14 protein-coding genes are annotated in these 20,821 nt (G+C 39.5%); 9 read left to right on the top strand and 5 right to left on the bottom strand.

Translation table 11 applies throughout. The annotated features are described in order from the left end of the window. Positions 1 to 162: 162 nt before the first annotated feature. Positions 163 to 2,199 (top strand): elongation factor G, encoded by a 2,037-nt coding sequence (locus tag A0J48_RS16140; RefSeq protein ID WP_200324750.1) that lies wholly within the window; start codon positions 163 to 165, stop codon positions 2,197 to 2,199. Positions 2,200 to 2,354: 155 nt separating this feature from the next. On the opposite strand, the gene A0J48_RS16135 is transcribed toward A0J48_RS16140, so the two are convergent. Continuing rightward, positions 2,355 to 2,816, bottom strand: coding sequence for a DUF29 domain-containing protein (locus tag A0J48_RS16135; protein WP_200324748.1), 462 nt, complete (start codon positions 2,814 to 2,816; stop codon positions 2,355 to 2,357). A 175-nt stretch (positions 2,817 to 2,991) separates the two neighbouring features. Continuing rightward, entirely contained in the window at positions 2,992 to 7,746 is a 4,755-nt protein-coding gene (locus A0J48_RS16130; RefSeq protein WP_200324746.1) for a diguanylate cyclase domain-containing protein, read from the bottom strand. Positions 7,747 to 8,290: 544 nt separating this feature from the next. On the opposite strand from A0J48_RS16130, the gene A0J48_RS16125 reads away from it, so the two are divergent. The 3 genes from A0J48_RS16125 (at position 8,291) to A0J48_RS16115 (ending at position 10,809) form a co-directional block, all read left to right on the top strand. Beyond that, the gene (locus A0J48_RS16125; protein ID WP_200324743.1) at positions 8,291 to 9,133 is read left to right on the top strand and encodes a DUF2382 domain-containing protein; all 843 of its coding nucleotides are present in this window, start codon (positions 8,291 to 8,293) and stop codon (positions 9,131 to 9,133) included. 155 nt (positions 9,134 to 9,288) lie between these two features. Continuing rightward, the gene (locus tag A0J48_RS16120; protein WP_200324741.1) at positions 9,289 to 10,218 is read left to right on the top strand and encodes a DUF2382 domain-containing protein; all 930 of its coding nucleotides are present in this window, start codon (positions 9,289 to 9,291) and stop codon (positions 10,216 to 10,218) included. 75 nt (positions 10,219 to 10,293) lie between these two features. Beyond that, positions 10,294 to 10,809: a DUF2382 domain-containing protein gene (locus A0J48_RS16115; protein ID WP_200324739.1), complete on the top strand. Its 516-nt coding sequence runs from the start codon at positions 10,294 to 10,296 to the stop codon at positions 10,807 to 10,809. Positions 10,810 to 10,890: 81 nt separating this feature from the next. Here A0J48_RS16115 and A0J48_RS16110 read toward each other — a convergent pair whose 3' ends face one another. Then, positions 10,891 to 12,072 carry an MFS transporter gene (locus A0J48_RS16110; protein ID WP_200324737.1) on the bottom strand — a complete coding sequence of 394 codons (1,182 nt, stop codon included), beginning with the start codon at positions 12,070 to 12,072 and terminating at the stop codon, positions 10,891 to 10,893. An 87-nt stretch (positions 12,073 to 12,159) separates the two neighbouring features. On the opposite strand from A0J48_RS16110, the gene A0J48_RS16105 reads away from it, so the two are divergent. Continuing rightward, positions 12,160 to 13,083: an ion channel gene (locus A0J48_RS16105; protein ID WP_200324735.1), complete on the top strand. Its 924-nt coding sequence runs from the start codon at positions 12,160 to 12,162 to the stop codon at positions 13,081 to 13,083. Between the two features lie 176 nt (positions 13,084 to 13,259). Further along, positions 13,260 to 15,389 (top strand): aminodeoxychorismate synthase component I, encoded by a 2,130-nt coding sequence (pabB, locus tag A0J48_RS16100; protein ID WP_200324733.1) that lies wholly within the window; start codon positions 13,260 to 13,262, stop codon positions 15,387 to 15,389. Between the two features lie 120 nt (positions 15,390 to 15,509). On the opposite strand, the gene A0J48_RS16095 is transcribed toward pabB, so the two are convergent. Beyond that, a complete protein-coding gene (locus A0J48_RS16095; protein WP_200324731.1) occupies positions 15,510 to 15,872 on the bottom strand; it encodes an ArsR/SmtB family transcription factor in 363 nt (120 codons plus the stop codon). 208 nt (positions 15,873 to 16,080) lie between these two features. Between A0J48_RS16095 and hetL the strand changes: the two genes are divergently transcribed. Then, a complete protein-coding gene (gene hetL, locus A0J48_RS16090) occupies positions 16,081 to 16,797 on the top strand; it encodes a heterocyst differentiation pentapeptide repeat protein HetL (RefSeq protein ID WP_200324729.1) in 717 nt (238 codons plus the stop codon). Between the two features lie 248 nt (positions 16,798 to 17,045). On the opposite strand, the gene acsF is transcribed toward hetL, so the two are convergent. Next, positions 17,046 to 18,101: a magnesium-protoporphyrin IX monomethyl ester (oxidative) cyclase gene (acsF, locus tag A0J48_RS16085; protein WP_200324727.1), complete on the bottom strand. Its 1,056-nt coding sequence runs from the start codon at positions 18,099 to 18,101 to the stop codon at positions 17,046 to 17,048. A 454-nt stretch (positions 18,102 to 18,555) separates the two neighbouring features. On the opposite strand from acsF, the gene hemF reads away from it, so the two are divergent. Beyond that, on the top strand, positions 18,556 to 19,605 hold the full coding sequence (gene hemF / locus A0J48_RS16080) for an oxygen-dependent coproporphyrinogen oxidase (protein WP_200324725.1): 1,050 nt from the start codon (positions 18,556 to 18,558) through the stop codon (positions 19,603 to 19,605). Between the two features lie 183 nt (positions 19,606 to 19,788). Further along, positions 19,789 to 20,652, top strand: coding sequence for an acyl-CoA desaturase (locus A0J48_RS16075; RefSeq protein ID WP_200324723.1), 864 nt, complete (start codon positions 19,789 to 19,791; stop codon positions 20,650 to 20,652). Positions 20,653 to 20,821: the final 169 nt, after the last annotated feature.

Genomic DNA, 20,821 nt, shown 5'->3' with positions numbered 1-20,821 from the left:
TAAACTAAATCTTACGATAAACTACGATTTATTTTAAACAGAGATGAAAGGAATAATAATAAACAATTAAAGAAAGCAGGAATAATTCTCCTGACCAAGATAATGAATTACTCCTGAAAATATACATGATGCGGTTGAGGGAATCACCGTAAAGGAGGGTTTATGAACGAAAAAGTAAAATCCGGTTCGCGGAATGTGGCAATTGTTGGGCCTTATTTAAGCGGAAAAACCACTTTACTCGAAAGTTTGTTATTTGTAACCGGGGCAATTTCTCGCAAAGGTAACGTTAAGGATGGTAACACAGTCGGAGATAGCGCCAACGAAGCACGCGATCGCCGCATGAGCGTAGAAGTATCCGCAGCTTGTACCGAATATGAAAATACACGCTTCACATTTATAGACTGTCCCGGTTCTGTAGAATTTGCCCAAGAAACATACCATGCTTTAATGGGCGTTGATGCAGCAATTGTCGTTTGCGAACCAATCAAAGATAGAGTTCTTACCCTTGCCCCCTTATTTAAATTCCTGGATGATTGGGAAATTCCCCATATCGTTTTTGTGAATAAAATGGACAGGGCAAATATTCATGTTTTAGAAACATTAAACGCCCTCAAAGTCGTTTCCAGTCGTCCTTTAGTTGCTCATCAATATCCCATTATGCAGGGGGAACAACTAACAGGATTTATTGATATGGTGACAGAACAAGCATATCAATATCATGCCGGCGCACCTGCTGATCCTATACCTTTTCCAGAAGCATTAAAAACCGAAGAACATCAAGCCAGAGCAGAAATGTTAGAAGCTTTGGCAAATTTTGACGATCATTTACTTGAAGAACTGTTAGAAGATATTGAACCACCCCAAGAGGAAATTCTTAAAGATTTAAAACTAGAATTAGGTGCAGATTTAGTTGTACCTGTTTTCTTCGGTGTTGCAGAACAAGATTTTGGTGTTAGACCTTTATTAGAAGCACTACTGCGGGAAGCCCCAGCACCAGAAACCACAATGGAAAAGCGTTTGGAGAAAATCAGCGATACTCCTTTAGCGCAAGTTCTGAAAACTTTCTATACTCCCCAAGGTGGTAAACTTTCCCTAGTGCGAGTATGGCAAGGAACATTAACTGATGGTATTGTTTTAAATGGCGTTCGTGCTGGTGGTCTTTATCGGTTGATGGGACAACAACAACAGCAAATTAATCAAGCTGTAGCTGGAGAAATTATCGCCGTGAGTCGGTTAGAAGGAATTAAAACTGGCGAGACAATTTCTACAAATTCCCAAACTCAGCAATTACCAAAAGCAGAACAATTAGAACCAGTTTTTGCCTTAGCTATTACCCCAGAAAAACGCAACGATGAAGTAAAACTCAGCGGTGCTATTACCAAGTTATTAGAAGAAGATCCTGCTTTAGCTTGGGAACAACATGGTGATACCCATGAAGTGATTTTGTGGGGACAAGGGGAAATACATTTGCAAGTTGCGTTAGATAGATTGCGACGCAAATATAATTTACCCATGTCTACACATCTTCCCCAAGTTCCTTATAAAGAAACCATTCGTAAACCTGTAAATTCGATTCATGGACGCTATAAACATCAAAGTGGTGGACATGGACAATTTGGGGATGTGTATTTAGATATTCAACCTTTACCAAGAGGGGAAGGTTTCAATTTCCATGAAAAAATTGTGGGTGGAGTAGTTCCTAGACAGTACATTCCTGGAGTAGAAATGGGAGTGCGGGAATTTCTCTCACATGGGCCTTTGGGTTTCCCAATGGTGGATGTAGCAGTAACATTAACCAATGGTTCTTATCACACAGTTGATAGTTCCGAACAGGCTTTTAAACAAGCTGCACGTCTAGCAATGCAAACGGGAGTAACCCAAGCCCAACCTACCCTTTTAGAACCGATTTTAAAGGTAGATGTGAATACTCCCAGTGAATTTACCTCCAAAGTTTTGCAACTTTTAAGTGGTAGACGAGGGCAAATTTTGGGTTATGAAGGTAGACAAGATTGGCCAGGTTGGGATAATGTTTCTGCATATTTACCCCAAGCGGAAATGCAAGACTTTATCGTAGAATTGCGATCGCTTACTTTAGGTGTTGGTTCTTTCCATTGGGAACAGGATCATTTGCAAGAAGTACCGGAAAAGTTAGCTGAACGCATTCTGGTTACGAATGGTAATAGTGGTAACGGTAAGTAGTTTAATCTCGTCATCTCGTTCCCAGTCTCTGACTGGGAATGCTATCAAGAAGGTTCTACCTTCCATTTTTTGTCTCACGCAATCTCCTTTAGGAGATCCCGCAGGGTAGACGCAAAGACGCAAAGGAAGAAAATAAGATCAGGAAAAAATCAATGTTATTTTGGTAAGTAATCTTGATTTAAAATTTCATCTGTAGTAAAAGGACAGTCTACAGGAAAAGTATCAAGTGATAAACCTGTTTTTAAGGATGCTTGTTTTCTCGCATCTTGATAACATTCGCTAAATACCTCAGAAAAATATTTTTTTAAACTGGGACTTTCGGTTAAGTCTTCTTTTAATCTGCGTCTATGTTCAAATATAGTAGATAACCAACTATTACTGCGTTTCTCTGGTTGATATTTATATTTGAGAAGGTGCATTAATAACACTAATAAGTTGCTTTTTAATGCTCTTTTTTCACTTCTCCCCATGCTTTCGATTTCTTCAATTAAATTCGCTAAATCAATTTCTGCAAAGTTACCATTTTTTAAGTGTTTAGCTGTAGTTTCTATCCACAAATAAAAATCTTCATTATAAAGATTTAAATTAGTAATATTTGTGGGTTGAGTTGCTGTCATGTGCTGGAAACCTCCTCAAATAAATTGTGAGATTTTTGAGCAGTATCTTTAGGTACACATAGCATAGTTAGCTGATATAATCATTATACTTGAATCGCTTACTTTAGGTGTTGGTTCTTGCCATTGGCAGATCATCTGCAATCAGTACCGGAAAAACTTGCTGAACGCATTCTGGTTACATTGTGTTTTTCAACCGTAAACGATCGCGCCCTTCAGCTTTAGCCTGATAAAGTGCCTCATCTGCCATACCAATTACAGCACCAGGACAAGAATTAGTGCTAGGAACAATATTAGCAACTCCTATACTCAGAGTGACATACTCACTCACCAGAGACTGTTCATGTTTGATTTGTAAAGCTTTCACCTCAGCACGAATGCGTTCTGCTACTTGCATTGCTCCTGATGCAGATGTGTTTGGCAACACAATCACAAATTCTTCACCACCATAGCGAGCGACTAAATCATCAGGACGATTTCCGGCTTTATTGATAGCAGCAGCAACTTGGCGTAAACAATCATCTCCAGCCGGGTGGCCATAGGTATCATTGTACACTTTGAAAAAGTCGATATCGCACAAAATGATTGACAAAGGTGCTTGTATTTGTGCCATTTTTTCCCACATTTGGGACAAGTATTCATCAAAGCGGCGACGGTTAGGAATTTGGGTTAAACCATCGACTGTGGCTTGACGTTGCACCTGTTGATATAATTCAGATTGTTTAATGGCGATCGCTACTTGAGTTGCTAATTGACTTAACAGGCTAATTTCTATTTGTCGCCAATGGCGTGGGCTACTACAGTGATGGGCAATTAACAAGCCCCATAACTCTTCACCTTGAATTATCGGCACTACCAAATTAGCTCTCACCTGATACTCTGCTAGTAAATTAAAGTGGCACGGACTAATGCCAGCAGTATAAATATCTTCAATTGCCCGCACCCTGCCTTGGCGATACTGAGGAACATAAACATCTCTAAAGCAAGGCTCATCAATCACACTCCGGAGAATTGGCTTAAAGCCATTAGCCACAGATTCCATTGCCACTACACCAGTCCAATCTGGCTTAAAGCGGTAAATAATTACGCGGTCAGTTTGCAGAAATTGCCTTACTTCCTTCACAGTCGTATTCATAATCTCATCAATATCCAAAGATTGGAGAATACGCTGAGTAATACTTGCAACTATTCTTTCCCGCTGGTTTTGCAGTCTTAGTAACTCCTCTGTCTGTTTGCGTTCTATACAAAGAGTTACATCTTTAGATATAGCATTTAATTGATCTATTGCACCTTGGGTCAGCGGTTGCCGGGTAAATATTGTCATCACGCCAATGACATGATGATCTATCACCAATGGATAACCAGCAAAAGCCTTTAACTGTTCGCGTTTTGCCCAATCTCGATCTATCAAACTTGGTTCATGTAAAAGCTGATTAGACTGGAATGATTGACAATTTTCCGCAATCCACTTAACTTGAAATTCACTGATGGGGATACGTACAGAAGAATGATCTACATAGATAGATAATCCTGAACTGGCTTGCAAATCCATATTCCTGGTGGTGGGATTTTGCATCCAGATACCCACATAAGCAATATCTAAATATTGAGTCAGGACGGCTGTACACTCTTGCAGAAGTAGAGATAATTTTTCATGTTTACCCAGAATACTACTAATGTTAGATGCTAACTGAGCCAAGTTGACCCGCTCAACTAATACCTTTTCTGTGTGTTTATAAACGTTGACAGTTCTTGTCAGTTCTTGCTGCACACCTTCTAGTTCATGGGCGCGGTGCAACTGCTTTTGTAGATTTCGCTGTTCAATTTGGTTACGGTGCAGTTCCAATTTAGTCATGACCTGAACTGCTAAAATTTTCAGTATTTCCTGTTGTTCTTGATTAATTTCTCTAGGTTGATAATCTGCGATGCAAAGAGTACCCAAAGCAAAACCTTCATGAGTTAGTAGGGGCGCAGCGGCATAAAATCGCAGTTTAGGATGGGATGTCACCAAGGGGTTAGTGGCAAATCGCGGGTCATTAGCAGCATCTGGGATCATCAAAACATCATCTTGGCAGATGGTGTGGGCGCAAAAAGCGATCGCTCTTGGTGTTTCTGTAATAGTTAACCCTAGTTTAGATTTCAGCCATTGTCGCTGTTCATCTATTAAACTGATAAAGGCAATAGGAGTTTGACACAACTGCGCTGCTAACCGAGTCAAATCATCCAAGGTTTGATCCGGGGGTGTATCCAGAATCTGATATTTTGCCAGTGCGGCTAATCTTTGCGGTTCATTGCTAGGGATAGGGTTAGTTTGAGCCGATTCCACACTCTGTTTAAGGATGCAGTGATCTGGCTGGGGAGATTTCTCCACCAGGAATTTAGTAGCAGCTTCCGCACTCAAAGGTTTACTTAATAAATAACCTTGGACAGTATCACAGTTAGCTAGACGCAGAAATTCTAATTCTTCTAGGGTTTCTACACCCTCAGCTACCAAGGTTAAATTCAGTCCATGTCCCAAAGAAATCACTGAGGTGATAATAGCGGCGTTACTGGAGTTCTTAGTTAAATTGCGGATAAATGACTGATCTATCTTCAAACTACTCAAAGGAAAATACATCAGCAAGCTGAGGGAAGAGTAACCAGTACCAAAGTCATCCATGGAAATGTGAATTCCTAATGCTTGCAGTTCCCGCAAGGCAGAAACTGTAAAATCTACATCTTCCATCAACAGACTTTCTGTAATTTCCAACTCTAGATACTGAGGTTCTAGTTGGGTTTCTTGTAAAATCTGGGTAATAGTTTGTACTAAATTAGGTTGCTGGAATTGACGGGCAGAAAGATTCACAGCTACGCGCAAAGGTGGTAGTCCCGCTAACTGCCAGAGGCGATTTTGAGTGCAAGCGGTACGTAAGACCCACTCACCAATATCACAAATCAATCCTGTTTCTTCTGCTAGGGGAATAAATTGGGCGGGGGAAACTAACCCCATATCTGGATGATGCCAACGCAGTAAGGCTTCCATGCCGATAATGTGACCTGTTTTGAGGTCGATTTGCGGCTGGTAGTGTAACAGTAATTCTTGTCTCCCTAAAGCTTTATAGAGGTTATTTCCTAACACCAATCGCTCGAAAGAGGTGGCGTTCATGGTGGCTGTGTACAACAGATAATTATTTTTTCCTTGTTGTTTGGCTCGGTTGAGGGTAGTATCCGCGTGTTTAAGTAGGGTTTCGGCTTCCTCTCCGTCATAAGGTGCTAGGGCAATACCAATACTAGCGGTGATATGCAGTTCTTGTTTATTGATTTGGAAGGGTTGGGACAGGACATCTAGTAATTTTTGGGCGATCGCCGTAGCATCGTTAGCACAGGTAATTTGTGGTAGGAGTAAGGTAAATTCATCATCTCCCCAGCGGGCTACAGTGTCACCTTCTTGCAGACAGCTTTTGATTCTTTCTGCCACACTTTGTAACAGGCGATCGCCTACGGCATGACCTAAACTATCATTAATTGTTTTGAAGCGATCCAAATCTAAAAACATGACTGCCAACATACCCCCTTGTTGGTGAATATTCACCAATGCCAAGGCCAGGAGTTTGTCAAATAACAGCCGATTTGGTAAGCCTGTGAGTATATCGCAAGAGGTATGATGGTGCAGTAAATTTTCTACCCGTTGTTGCATCACAGCGATATACAAATGCATCCCAAATGCTTGTGCTAGTTTGATATCACTTTGACTCCAGGGTTGTGCTTGTCCGGTTTTAATTTCTCGCCAAGCAGCAAAGGATTCACGGGGACGCAAATTCCGTTCATCAGGGTTACAACGTCCTGCCCATAGGGTTTCTGTTTCAATTTCTGGGCGGAAAAGTGTCAAACAACCCAAATGCTGCTGTTGATACTGCAAAGGTATGATTAATACTGACTTGATGGACGTAGATGCAAAAGCCGTAACCAGTGGTCGCAGTCGGGTATCTTGGCAAAAGTCGGCAATGGTGTAGGAATAAACAGCACCTGGTTGATTGATAGCACACTCGTTTTTCTCCCAGGTTCTAATCACCTCTGAAGGTTGACGGTGACTGACTGCTAGAACACCTTGCCATCCCATTAAATTTTGCCAAACTTTGCTTTCTTCAATTAAATGGTGATTTGGTTGCTCACCCCAGGTATATATCTGTGCTGGGCGTTCCGGCATATCGGTAGCAATGTAGATTCTACCGCCAGATGCCCCCAGAGTATTCACTATATGTTCTAAAATAGCCTTGTGATCTAAGGATGTTGCTAACAGGTTTTTAATGTAGCTAATGGCTGCTTCCTGTTTTGCCTGTTGTCTGGCTTGTGCCAAGAGGTTGAACTGAGCGATCGCAATCAGCAATTGATCTACCAACAGTTGTACAATCTGTAAATCCTGTTCTGTAAAGGGTCTAGGCTGAGTGTGGTGTGCCACCATCAACCCCCACAAATAATTTTGGTACAAAATTGGCATCGCTAGGGAAGCGGCCACCCCCATAGTTTTCAGATATTGCAGGTGACAGGGGTCTACAGGTTTGTAACGAATATCTTCTTGGCTTTGATTTTTGAGAGTTCCTACGGACTTGATTTGACTGAGGGTTTTGCGTCCAGATGCCACATCTACAATAATCCGTTGACGGGCTGTAATAAAAAGTTCCCTGGCTTGGGGGGGAATATCACTGGCAGGAAAGTGTAATCCTAGTAAAGAAGGTAAGCGATCGCCCTCAATCGACTCTGCTACTACATCTCCACTACCATCGGCATCAAAACGATAAATTTTCACCCGGTCTACTTGCAAAAAAGAGCGAATTTCCCCCACTGTTGCCGCTAAAATTTCTGGTAGCTCTAAAGAATGAGAGGTACGAGCAGTGATGTGACTGAGTAAATTATTTTGATACAAAACTTGCTGAAAAGCTAATTTATTTTTCATATTACTCATTCCACCCAATCCACACACTTTCAAGACTTAACGCTTTCTTAATTATTGCTCAGTTCAATAATTTTTAGTATCGAACGTAACAAAAAATTCACTGTTTACATCAATATAAATACATAATAGCGTCAACTATTAAGGGTGTAAGGAGGCAGGAGGTAATCCCTATAAATAAATTGAGGGGATTTAATATGGGCGTAGTATTTCTTGCGCTGTGCGTCTCTAAATACATATTTTTTTGTTTTTCATCAATAAATTTAGGAGCTTTAAACCCTTTTGCCAGTTTGCCAAAGGAAAGAATTATTTCCTACAACCTTCTGCAACCTTCTGCCTCCTGCTTCCTGCCTCCTGCCTTCTGCCCCCCTACAATTAGATATCTTTCTATGGAGATAATAATTGATAGATATTTGCAAATTTTTTCTCAAAGTATGAGCTAGTAACTATATTAAATCTCACCAAAATTCAGTCATTAGCTAGAGAAAAATTAACCAGATAATTTCTATGATTAGGAGTATAAATTCATCAACACGGGACAATAATAATGCCGCTTTATAAACTTGAAGAATTTGACCCAGATTATCGAGAAACTTTTAGAGGAGACGATATTAAGGCTTTGCGTCTCTATACTGAAGGAGGAGTAGAAGTTGGTGCAGTTGCGGACGTTTTAGTTGACCAAAATGGGCGGTTTAGATATTTAGTTATTGATACAAGCTTGGATGGCGTAGGCAAAAAAATCTTACTACCTATTGGACTAGCTCGCATTAATTATCCAGCCCAATGTGTCTATGTCGATGGTCTTAGCAAACAGCAAGTAGAACATTTACCTGAGTATCAAGAAAACATCGTTCTTGATGAAGAATATGAAGAACAGGTACGCAGTGTTTATCGCTCTCCCATCAGTACAATGAATTATGAGCGGGAAAGTTACACTTATGAACAAGAGCCAAGTTTATATGGCTTAAATGAACAATATCATCAAACTCTCAGACTATATGAAGAACGTTTAATTGCTGAGAAACACCGCGTTAAAACCGGAGAAGTAGCTGTTGGTAAACACATTGAAACTGAAACAGCCAGCGTGAGAGTACCTATTCAAAAAGAACGGATAGTAATTGATAGAGTGCAACCCACAGCTACAAGTACAGTAGTAGATCCGAATGAAATCAAGTTTCAAGAAGGGGAAGTAGCCCGAATAGAAGTTTATCAAGAAACACCGGAAATTCATAAAGAAGCATTTGTCCGGGAAGAAGTGCGAGTGAGAAAAATGGTAGACCAGGATATGGTGGAAGCACAAGACATCATTCGCAGGGAAGAATTAGATATTAATACCTCCGGTGATTTTAATTTACAAGAAAATGGTGTAATCAGCCATCACGCTCCTTAAATTCAGCATCAATCCGTTGCAAATCTGAGTATTAACCAGAAATCAGTTGATAATCCCATCAAAATTAAATTCATTCAAGAGAAAGAGGCATAAAAGTGAATGAATTTATAGTGTAGGAATGCAAGAAATTATATGATAGTTAGAGGAAAAATATAATGGTACTTTACAAATTAGAAGATTTTGATCCTCAATACCGAGATTCTTTTGAAGGTAATGAAATTAAAGGTCTGGGAGTCTATACAGAAGGAACAGACGAAAAAATTGGTACTGTTCATGATGTTTTAGTTGATGAACAAGGGCATTTTCGTTATTTAGTAGTTGACTTAGGCTTCTGGATTTTTGGTAAAAAAGTCTTACTTCCCATTGGTCGTAGTCGTATTGACTATGGAAGCAAGCGTGTTTACGCTGTTGGTTTAACAAGACAACAAGCGGAAGATTTACCAGAGTTTAACGAACGTCTAGCTGACACAAATTACGATTACGAAGAAAGAGTACGCGGGGTATATCGCAATCCCCAGTATCTTACGCCAACTTTAGAAACATCAGCACCTGTAGAATCACCAACACCTGTAGAGAAAACAGGGGTAGACGTTATTTCTCGACCAGTAACTACTCCCGTAACTACATCTACACCTACCTATACCCCTGATACCTACCGCTATGAACACGAACCGGAGTTATACGGGTTAAATGAGCAAAATCATCAAAATCTGAAATTGTATGAAGAAAGGCTGATTACCAGTAAACACCGCCAAAAAATGGGGGATGTAACCGTTGGTAAGCACGTAGAAACTGAAACTGCACGAGTCTCAGTACCCGTAGAAAGAGAACACATTGTTATTGAACGCACCACACCTAAAGATGCTGGTAGAGTAGTTTCTCCTAGTGAAGCTAACTTCCGAGAAGGAGAGGTTGCTCACATGGAAATCTATGAAGAAACACCAGAAGTTCGCAAAGAAGCCTTTGTTCGGGAAGAGGTGAGTGTTAGAAAAGTTGTAGAGCAAGATACAGTGGAAACTCAAACCACTATACGTCGGGAAGAATTAGATGTGAATGCTCCTAATCTACCGATTGAAGAAAGATAATCAAGTAGGGGTTTAGCAATGCTAAACCCTTACATTTACATTATAAAATTAGACTGCTATCTTGAGGATTTCTATATGCCTGAATATTTCACCTCAGAAACTCCAGGGGAACAGCAAATATTAGAACATCACCCGATAGCAGAGGAAGAAAAAATTATTCCTCTTCTAGAAGAAAGAGTGTTTGTTGAGCAGAACAAACAAAAAGTAGGAGAGGTGATAGTTCGTAAGCAAATTGAAACAGAGTTCATCCAAGTTCCCATCCGTCGGGAAAAATTGATTGTTGAACAAGTTAGTCCAAAACATCAACAACTAGCAGAAATTGATTTAGGACAAGGTGAAATTTATGGAGTTGAATTAACTGAATTAACAAGAGATGAAATTCCAGCAAGTTCTCATGTAGGCAAGGGTTTAATAGTTAGCGGTGACTTTGTTTCCCCCAAAATAGCGAGTTTACTTTTAAATGCAATATCACTAGAAAAAAATCATGGCTGTCAACAAATAAAACTAACAATCTTAGTAGAGAATGAATCCCAACAGCAAAAATATCAAGAATGGTTTAATCGTTGTTCTCATACGGACAATAGGAAATAGGAAATAGGAAGAAAATTACAGATGAGTATTGATGTTTTTTCTTTCTTGCTGATAGCTGACGGCTGAATGCTTACTGCTTATTTACGAATTACGAGGGGTGTATTTTTTACGAATAGATACTGCAAAAGCTAAAACTAAAAATGTTAAACCTCCTGCTAAATATAAAGGATATCCATAGGTTATAGGATGAGATTGCTGGACAATCAAACCGGCAATCACAGGCCCAATACCATTAGAAATACTCAAATAAGAAGCATTTAATCCTAAAACCGTTCCTTGTTCTTCTGGTTTGGCATTGAGAGAAATTAAAGTAGTAATCATTGGTTGAACTAGAGAATTAAAAATAGAAAATAAGATACTGATAACAATAAAATAATCAATATTATTCCAAATCGGCATTAATACAAAAGACAAACTACGAAAGAATAAACCTAAAAATAATATTTTAACTACATCAAACTTTTTACTCATTACAGAGACACCCCAGGTTTGCATAATTACGCCTACTGTGCCAAAACTTAAAAACAAAAGAGTTAAAGACTGACTATTTTGGTGTAGAACTTTAATAAAATAAGGTTGGAAAGCATAGGTAAACATAGTAAAAGTTGTCCCAATCAAGAAATTAATTAACAGCAAAATACCTACTTTGGGCATCACTAGACCTTTAATTAAATTTCCTAAACCTAAATCAAATATATTGCTAGATTTTTGCCCCTGATTTTGTATAGTTTCTGGTAGAAAGAAAATAGTCATTAACAAAGCTACAAATGCAACTCCACCAGCAGCTAAAAAAGCAGCACCTAAAGAAATTTGTTGTGCTAATAAACTCATAACAGGCCCCAAAACAAAGCCTAGCCCCATCGCTGCCCCAAAAATACCAAACGCTTGAGCGCGATCTTTCGGACTGGTAATATCAGAAATCACTGCTTGAGCAACAGACATATTACCACCAGTGATACCATCTAAGAATCGCGCAAAAAACAGCAAAATTGCTGTTGAGGCAGTTCCCGCCATCAAATTAGCCATGACAGTTCCTGCTAAACTGATGATTAGTAAAGGTTTCCGTCCAAAACGGTCGGACAATTTACCAATCACAGGAGTTGCAAAAAACTGCGCTATGGAGTATGTCGAAAATAATAAACTGGTTTGAAAATCACTCAGACCAAATTGTTTGCCATAAAGATAGATAATAGGAATTAAAATCGTCACACTCAGGGAGTTAACAAAGGCAATTAAAGCAGTAATCCAAAAATTGCGATTCATCAGGAATATATAACCACTAGATTTATATGTTATGGCTGCATTCAACTCTAGTCATACTATCATTTATCAGGCTTTTATTTACTGCCCATGAAACTGCGATTATATAAAATCTCAAAGCAGCAAAAAAAAGGTAAAATTCCCAGAGTTCATATCAAGAACAACAATGGACAGTTTGAGATCATGGGTATGGGTGCATGGCATTCTTACTGGCGTGATCCTTACCATCTACTATTAACCATTCCTTGGACTGGTTTCTTGCTGCTGATTTGTATTTTTTATGTAGCTATTAATGCTTTTTTTGCTTTTGCGTACTTATTAGGTGGAGATTGTATAGCTAATGCTCAACCAGGGTCTTTTTCAGATGCTTTTTTCTTTAGTGTGCAAACCTTAGCATCTATTGGCTACGGTGCAATGTATCCAAAAACAGCTTATGCCAATGTCATTGTTACCATTGAAGCTATGATTGGTGTGGTAGGAATTGCGATGATGACAGGATTAGCATTTGCGCGTTTTTCTCGACCAACTGCCCGTGTGATGTTTAGTCGTGTAGCTGTAATTACAACCCATGAAGGAATTCCCACGCTAACATTCCGCACTGCTAACCAGCGTCGCAATATGATTTTAGAAGCACAGATGCGAATGTATTTAATGCGCGATGAAATTACAGCAGAAGGACATTCCATGCGTCGAATTTATGACCTCAAACTTGTCCGCCATCAAACGCCAAATTTTTCGTTATCCTGGTTAGTAATGCATATTATTGATGAATCTAGCCCTCTCTATGGAATGACACCAGAATTACTCAAGCACACCAATTCTTTATTGATGGTTTCTATTAGTGGAATTGACGAAACAGTTGCACAAGTTGTTCATGCTCGTCATAATTATGGTGCTAATGATATCCTATGGAATAGGAGATTTGTAGATATTATGCACCAAACACCCGATGGTAATCGCTATGTTGACTACGACTATTTTCATGATGTTTTGCCTGTAGAAGAAGTTGAGTAATATTTGAATCTCTAGTTACAAGCATTCTTTGATATATGAATTAAATATTTATTTTCCTGCACTAAGTCACAAGGTAAGAAAGTAATAAAATAACATGGCAACTGTAAAGTTTTTAGATTGTGATATTAATACATAGATTCTGCTGTAAAAATTAAAATAACAAGGAAATATTCAAGGTGCTAACACTGATAATTGATAACTATGATTCATACACATTAAATCTATATCAATTGATTGCTGAAGTCAATGGAGAACTTCCGCTAGTATTTCATAATGATAAAATTACATGGGAAGAAATTAAACAATTAAAATTTGATAATGTAGTAATTTCTCCTGGACCTGGTCGTCCAGAAAAACCTGAAGATTTTGGTATTTGTAAACAGGTAATTCAAAATATAAATGTGCCTCTACTTGGTGGTTGTCGTGGTCATCAAGGACTCGGTTATTTATATTGTGGTAAAGTGATTCATGCACCAGAAGTTAGACATGGAAGATTGAGTAAGGTTTATCACAATGGTGCAGATTTATTTAAGAATATTCCTAATCCTTTTTCAGTAGTACGTTATCACTCTTTGATTCTGGCTGACGATTTACCAAGTTGCTTAGAAAAAATAGCTTGGACTGAAGAAGGCATTATCATGGGTTTGCGCCATCGTCATTTACCGTTTTGGGGTGTGCAGTTTCATCCTGAATCTATTTGTACTGAATATGGTAAAAATATTCTTGAAAATTTTAAAAAAATTACTTTAGATTTTTACCATCAACAATCACTACCTCAAAAATTTACATCTTTTCCTATTTCTTATCCAACCCAAAAAACAAATCATACATTTCAAGTTTTTCATAAAAAAATAGATATTTATCCTGAAGCAGAACAGGTATTTTATCATCTTTTCAGACAGGAAAAAAACGCCTTTTGGCTAGATAGTAGTCGCGTTGAGCCTGGTCTTGCTCGTTTTTCGTTTATGGGTGGTGGTAGTGGAAAAAATAGTTTATTAGTTGAATATCGTACTCGCTATCAAGAAATTACTATTACACAAGCAGGTAAAGTCACAAAACACAGAGAACATATTTTTGATTATCTAAAAAAAGAACTCGCACAAAGATGCTGCCAAACTGATAATTTACCTTTTGATTTTAACTGCGGTTTTGTTGGTTATTTTGGTTATGAACTCAAGGCAGAATGTGGCTCAAAGTTAGTACATGAATCCGAACTTCCTGATGCAATGTTTATTTTAGCTGATGAAATTATTGTTTTTGATCATCAAGAAAAAAATATTTATCTTCTATACCTAGGAAAAAAATACGAATCCCATCTCGCACAAGTTTGGTTTGAGGAAATTGAGAACCAGTTTTGTACACTACCACCTTTACATAAAATCTTACCTCAAACTAAAGAATCTGTAATTTTTAGATTAGGTCGTTCTCACCAAAATTATATAGATGATATTCAAAAGTGTTTACAAGAAATTGATGAAGGTGAAAGTTATCAAGTTTGTTTAACTAATCATTTGTATACAAATACAATTCCTGAACCGTTGGCGTTTTATCGTACTTTACGTAGAGTTAACCCTGCACCTTATTCAGCGTTTCTCCGATTTGGTGATGTGGCTATAGCTTGTTCTTCTCCAGAAAGATTTTTAAGTATTGATTCTCAAGGTTGGGTGGAAACTAAGCCAATTAAAGGAACTATCGCACGGGGAAAAACTCCCGCTGAAGATTTGATATTAAGGGAAATTTTACGTAATAGCGAAAAAGACAAATCAGAAAATTTGATGATTGTGGATTTGTTACGCAATGATTTAGGTCGAGTTTGTGAAGTTGGTAGCATTCATGTTCCTAAATTGATGGATGTAGAAACTTATGAAACAGTCCATCAACTTGTATCAACTATTCGCGGTTATTTACTTCCAGATATGGGAGCAACTGATTGTATCCGTATGGCTTTTCCTGGTGGTTCAATGACAGGTGCGCCAAAAATTAGAACCATGCAAATTATTGATAAATTGGAACAAGAAGCCAGGGGTGTTTATTCTGGTGCAATGGGATTTTTGGCATTGAATGGTGCAGCAGATTTAAATATTGTGATTCGGACTGCAATACTCACTCCTCATCAAACTTCTATCGGCATAGGAGGTGGAATTGTGGCTTTATCTGAACCACAAGCAGAATTTACAGAAACTATTCTCAAAGCACAAGCTTTAATTCAAGCTTTACTGATAACTGTTCATGGAGAATTTGACCCCAACCGTTACCGCATCCTTAATTCGCAAGGAATCTCCGCTGAAAGATTAGCAACTTGTTAATGTTTAATTGCTGCTTTTTAAGTCCCATTCATTTGCTTCTACAACAGATGACAAAACTAAGACACTCAAAGACTTTTAACTCTGTCACCTGTCACCTGTCACCTGTCACCTGTGGTTCTTTCAAAAAACTCCACTTTTGTTGCGAAGAGCTTTTAAGCTTTCTGCTTGTTGTAACATTCGTTCTGTAATGCGATCGCACGCCAACTCACAAAGCTCAAAAATTATCGGGTCCGCAATCTCATAAAAGGCGCTCGTACCTTTGGGTTGACGAGACAAAATCCCCGCCTGAGTTAATACTTTCAGATGCTTAGATAGATTAGCTTGCCCTAAACCAGTCGCCTCAGCAATCTCCATCACATTCATTGCACCTGATTTCAAACAGGTCAAAATCTGTAGCCGACTCCCTTCCGATAGCACCTTGAAATAGTCAGCAACCGCCGCGAGAATAGCAGGATCAGCTTTGGATAGCTTGGTTTTAGGCATAGGGAAACTCAATCTTTCGCACAAGAATTGTTTAATAACTAATTAGCATTATAACTAACTGTTAATTAACAGCAGCTTATAAAATAGATTATTTTAGGTAATTTAGAACTGAAATGCTAAAATAACTAAAAAGTTATTTAGTTTACTAGTAAATAATTTTATTATTGTCCAGATCCTCTTGTCAATGTCCAATCACAAATTGGTATTTATGAATGTAAATGAAATTTTAACCAGTTATCTTACTGGAGAACGCAACTTTCAGCAAGTGAATCTCCTAGAAGCAGAGCTAACTAATGCCAATCTCAGCGGTGCAGATTTTAGCTATGGTGATTTACGTCAAACACGCTTGGGAAAAACCAACTTTAGCCAAGCTTGTTTACGGGAGACAGATTTAAGTGAAGCCCTACTTTGGGGAACAGATTTGAGTCAAGCAGATTTGTACCGCGCCATTCTGCGGGAAGCTGATTTGACTGGTGCAAAGCTAACTCAGGCTCGTTTAGATGAAGCCAACTTAGTCAAAGCTAGTTTATGTGGAGCTAATTTACATGGTGCAAAGCTTTCTCGTGCGCTGCTAATTAAAGCAGATTTTCGTCCCAGTTCCGACCAGCTAACCGACTTGGGATATGCAGTTTTGACTAGAGCAGACTTAAGTTATGCTGATTTGAGGGCAACTTCACTTTATCACGCCAATTTAGACGGAGCAAAGTTGTGTCGGGCAAATTTGAGCCGAGGAATACAGTGGGGCGATATGGCGGCTGATTTAACTGAGGCTAGTTTGCAAAAAGCAGATTTGAGTTATGCAAATCTCAGTGGTGCAATTTTGCGAAAGGCTAATCTTCGCGGTGCAGATTTAACAGGAGCAATTCTGACAGATGCTGATTTGGAAGGGGCAATGATGCCTGATGGTAAAGTTGCTGACAATTGATAATGGACAATTGATAATTATAAACTACTATAGGCATCCGGTTTGATTCTTGTTCAATATACTGAGACTCTATCGTTGATAAGATGCGGTTTACTGTTTACAGCTTGTTCAAAAATCAAATAGGAGTCCTATATCAATTATCAATTATCAATTATCAATTATCAATTATCAATTATCAATTATCAATTATTTTGTATCAGCTAGATTGGGTTGCGCTATGTTTAAATCAACCCAAATCTTAAGTGATTCTAACGCACCGTTCCCCGTAATTCTTCTGTGTCAATCGGTTTAATCAAATAGATGAGTAGGAGATTCCAAACAATTCCCGCTATTAAAGGTAGTTTGCGGATCAATTTCCCTAATTTAGAATCAGAACTACGCTCAATTTCTACTATTTTCAAGTTGTAATCTGAGCATTGTTGCAGAAGTGGGAAAAACTGGGGATGTTCTGTGTTCAACATGACTGGGAAAGCCCGTCCCGCAGTTTCATTGGTGTTGCGAACCACTTGTTGATCAAAGTCTGTGGGGTCAAGTCCCAGTAAGTGGTAAAAACTAGACCGTTCGTGAACTGTTAAAGTGTGGGTAGCAAATACCGATAACAGGAAGAAACGACTCCAAAGTCTTGATTTCCAAGTTTTCCAGAGTTTAGGTTGCGATCGCAATAATGCCTTGAATATATCCCCATGTCGGTTTTCGTCCTGACACCAACTCTCAAATTTACGGAAAATGGGGTAAAACTGATGTTCTGGATGGTTTTGTAAATGATGATAAATAATGATGTAACGCCAGTAACCAATTTTTTCTGATAAATAGACGGTGTAAAGCACCCACTCAATAGGGAAAAAGGTATAGGTGCGGGTTTTAGTCACCAAACCCAAGTCTAGAGAAAGTTTAAAGTCGCCCATCGCTTTATTGAGAAATCCCGCATGACGGGCTTCATCACGCGCCATCAGTTGAAATATTTCCGCCAGTAGGGGACTACGTTGTTTTAGCTTCCGAGATAGTTCTTTAAACAGCAAAAACCCAGAAAACTCTGAAATACAAGAGCGTTCTAAATATTCAATAAAGGCGCGGCGTGCTTCTCCGTCAATATGTTCCCAAGACTGCTCAAACTCTTCATCCCGCACGAAATGATGGCGGTTGTAGTCTGCTCGCATTTCTGCCAACATCGCCTGTAATTCCGTTTCTTGGGCGGAAAGATCCATGCTGGCGGCGGTTTCAAAGTCTGTAGTGTAAAACCGGGGTGTGAGTACGGTTTCTTTCGCTGGGGCTTTAATTCCTGGCTTGGGTAGGGTATTTACCATGATTCCTCTAGTAATCTCTTAAATACTTAAATAGCTATCAAGTTATATTAACTGTAATTCCTAATAAATCAAGCACTGGATCTAAAACTTTTACATTCCTTAAGCAAACTTTAGGTTTATCCATCTAGCGCCGGAAAAGTTAACAGGGCAAGGAATTGCTGGCATTTATTAAGTTTTGAAACATTGTTAGGTTTTTAAGTTTAATAGCTATATAGTTATTAATCGAAACCAAAGAACTTCTTCAACTTCTTTAGGACTTACGCAGAAAAACGAAAAATTAAGGGTTTTGACAAAGGGGTAAAGTGGTGGATAAATCAAGGTTGAAGAGACGAAAATCCTACACCCCTACACCCCTACACCCTTACACCCTTACACCCAGCCCTAACAGATAACTTCTGTGCGTAAGTCCTGTTCTTCTTAAATACTCTTACTCAAAAATTTAGAGGTCTTCAACATGGGTCGTCATTCAGAGAATCATCTGCGGGAATTCACTAATCAAACAATCGTGCTTTCACCTCCAACCAATACACCACCTGTAGATTCCCGTCAGCGGGCAAAGCAGTTTATGCTAGACATACAGGATGAAATTTGCGCTGGGTTGGAACAACTTGATGGAGAAGCGCGTTTTCATGAAGACCTCTGGGACAGAGCCGAAGGTGGTCAAGGACGCACCCGTGTAATTCGGGAAGGGCGGATATTTGAACAAGGTGGTGTGAATTTTTCAGAAGTTTGGGGAGATAGCTTACCTGCGGCAATTTTGACCCAACGCCCAGAAGCAGCCGGACATGACTTCTTTGTCACTGGGACTTCGATGGTACTACATCCTCGGAATCCTTACATACCTACAGTACACCTCAATTATCGTTATTTTGAAGCTGGCCCCATTTGGTGGTTTGGTGGTGGGGCTGATTTAACGCCTTATTACCCCTTTGCTGAAGATGCTGTACATTTTCACCAAACTTTAAAAGATGCTTGTGATGCTTCCCATTCAGAATATTATCCGGCGTTCAAACGCTGGTGTGATGAATATTTTTATTTACAACATCGTCAGGAACAACGGGGTATTGGCGGTATTTTCTTTGATTATCAAGATGCCAGCGGTAGGCTTTACGTGGGTTCTAAAACAGATACTCCAGCAGCAATTTACAGCCAAGAAGTAGGGCCAGTATCTCGTAGCTGGGAAGATATGTTTACATTTGTCAACCGCTGCGGTAAAGCATTTTTACCAGCTTATTTGCCCATTGCGGAACGGCGACAAGGAATGGAGTATGGCGATCGCGAACGTCAATTCCAATTGTATCGTCGGGGTCGTTATGTTGAATTTAACCTGGTGTATGACCGAGGAACAGTTTTCGGCTTGCAAACCAACGGACGGACAGAATCTATTTTAATGTCTCTACCACCCCTAACACGCTGGGAATACGGCTATCAACCAGAACCAGGAAGCCCCGAAGCCGAACTCACTGAAGTCTTCCTGAAACCCCAAGATTGGGTGAATGGGTAATTGGAGTGCTGAGTGCTGAGTGCTGAGTACCGAGTATTGAGTATTGAGTGGGGAGTTATGAGTAAAGAGTTTCCTATCCTACTCTCTGCTCCCCTGCTCCCTGTTAACTGTCACCTGTCACCTGTCACCTGTCACCTGTCACCTGTTCCCTGTTCCCTGTTCCCTGTTCCCTGTTCCCTATTTATGACATTGAATCTTTCATCACATCTACCAGAAAACCCCCAACCTCTACGACTGAATTGGGTGGCGGTAGCATTTTTCGGTACTATTCATGCCTTAGCGTTGTTAGCTCCTTGGTTTTTTTCCTGGAGTGCTGTGGGTGTAACCTTGTTTCTCCACTGGCTGTTTGGCAGTGTCGGAGTTTGTTTAGGCTATCATCGTTTGTTGAGTCATCGCAGTTTTCGAGTACCCAAGTGGTTAGAATATGCGATCGCAATTTTAGGTGCATTATCCATCCAAGGTGGTCCTATTTTTTGGGTGGCTGGCCATCGTTTACATCATGCTTATACTGAAGACGAAGATAAAGATCCCTACTCTGCCCGGAAAGGTTTTTGGTGGAGTCATATCCTGTGGATTTTCTATCCTCGGTCTGAATTCTTTGATTATGAGGTTTATCAGCGATTTGCGCCTGATTTAGTCCGAGAGCCTTTTTATGTCTGGCTGAATCGCTACTTTTTGCTGTTGCAAATTCCCGTTGCATTGCTGCTTTATGCCCTGGGCGGCTGGTCATTTGTCATTTATGGCATGGTCGTGAGGTCAGTGATTCTCTGGCATACTACCTGGTTCATCAACTCTGTCACCCATATGTGGGGATACCGCACCTTTGAAAGCAATGATAATTCTCGTAACCTCTGGTGGGCAGCTATTCTTACCTATGGCGAAGGTTGGCATAATAATCATCATGCCTATCCTCATGTAGCCAAGTGCGGTTGGCGCTGGTGGGAAATTGATGTGACTTGGTGGGAAATTGCTTTATTGAAAACTATAGGTTTAGCCACAAATGTTAACTTACCTCCTGACCAGGCAATGAAAACTGGAGATATTTGACAAACAGGACTTACGCACAGAATCTGTCATCAGGACTGGGTGTAGGGGTGTAAGGGTGTAAGGGTGTAGGGGCTAGTAACTGAATCAAAATATCTACCTAAATCTACTCATATCTGATTAAATAGTCAGCTATCATGAGGATATGAGTAAGTTTAAACTATCATCTCTA

The sequence above is a fragment of the Sphaerospermopsis aphanizomenoides BCCUSP55 genome (assembly GCF_001586785.1).
Classification (GTDB): Bacteria; Cyanobacteriota; Cyanobacteriia; order Cyanobacteriales; family Nostocaceae; genus Sphaerospermopsis_A; species Sphaerospermopsis_A aphanizomenoides_A.
The sequence above is the reverse complement of the archived record's forward strand: the minus strand, read 5'-3'. Positions and strand labels throughout refer to the sequence as shown.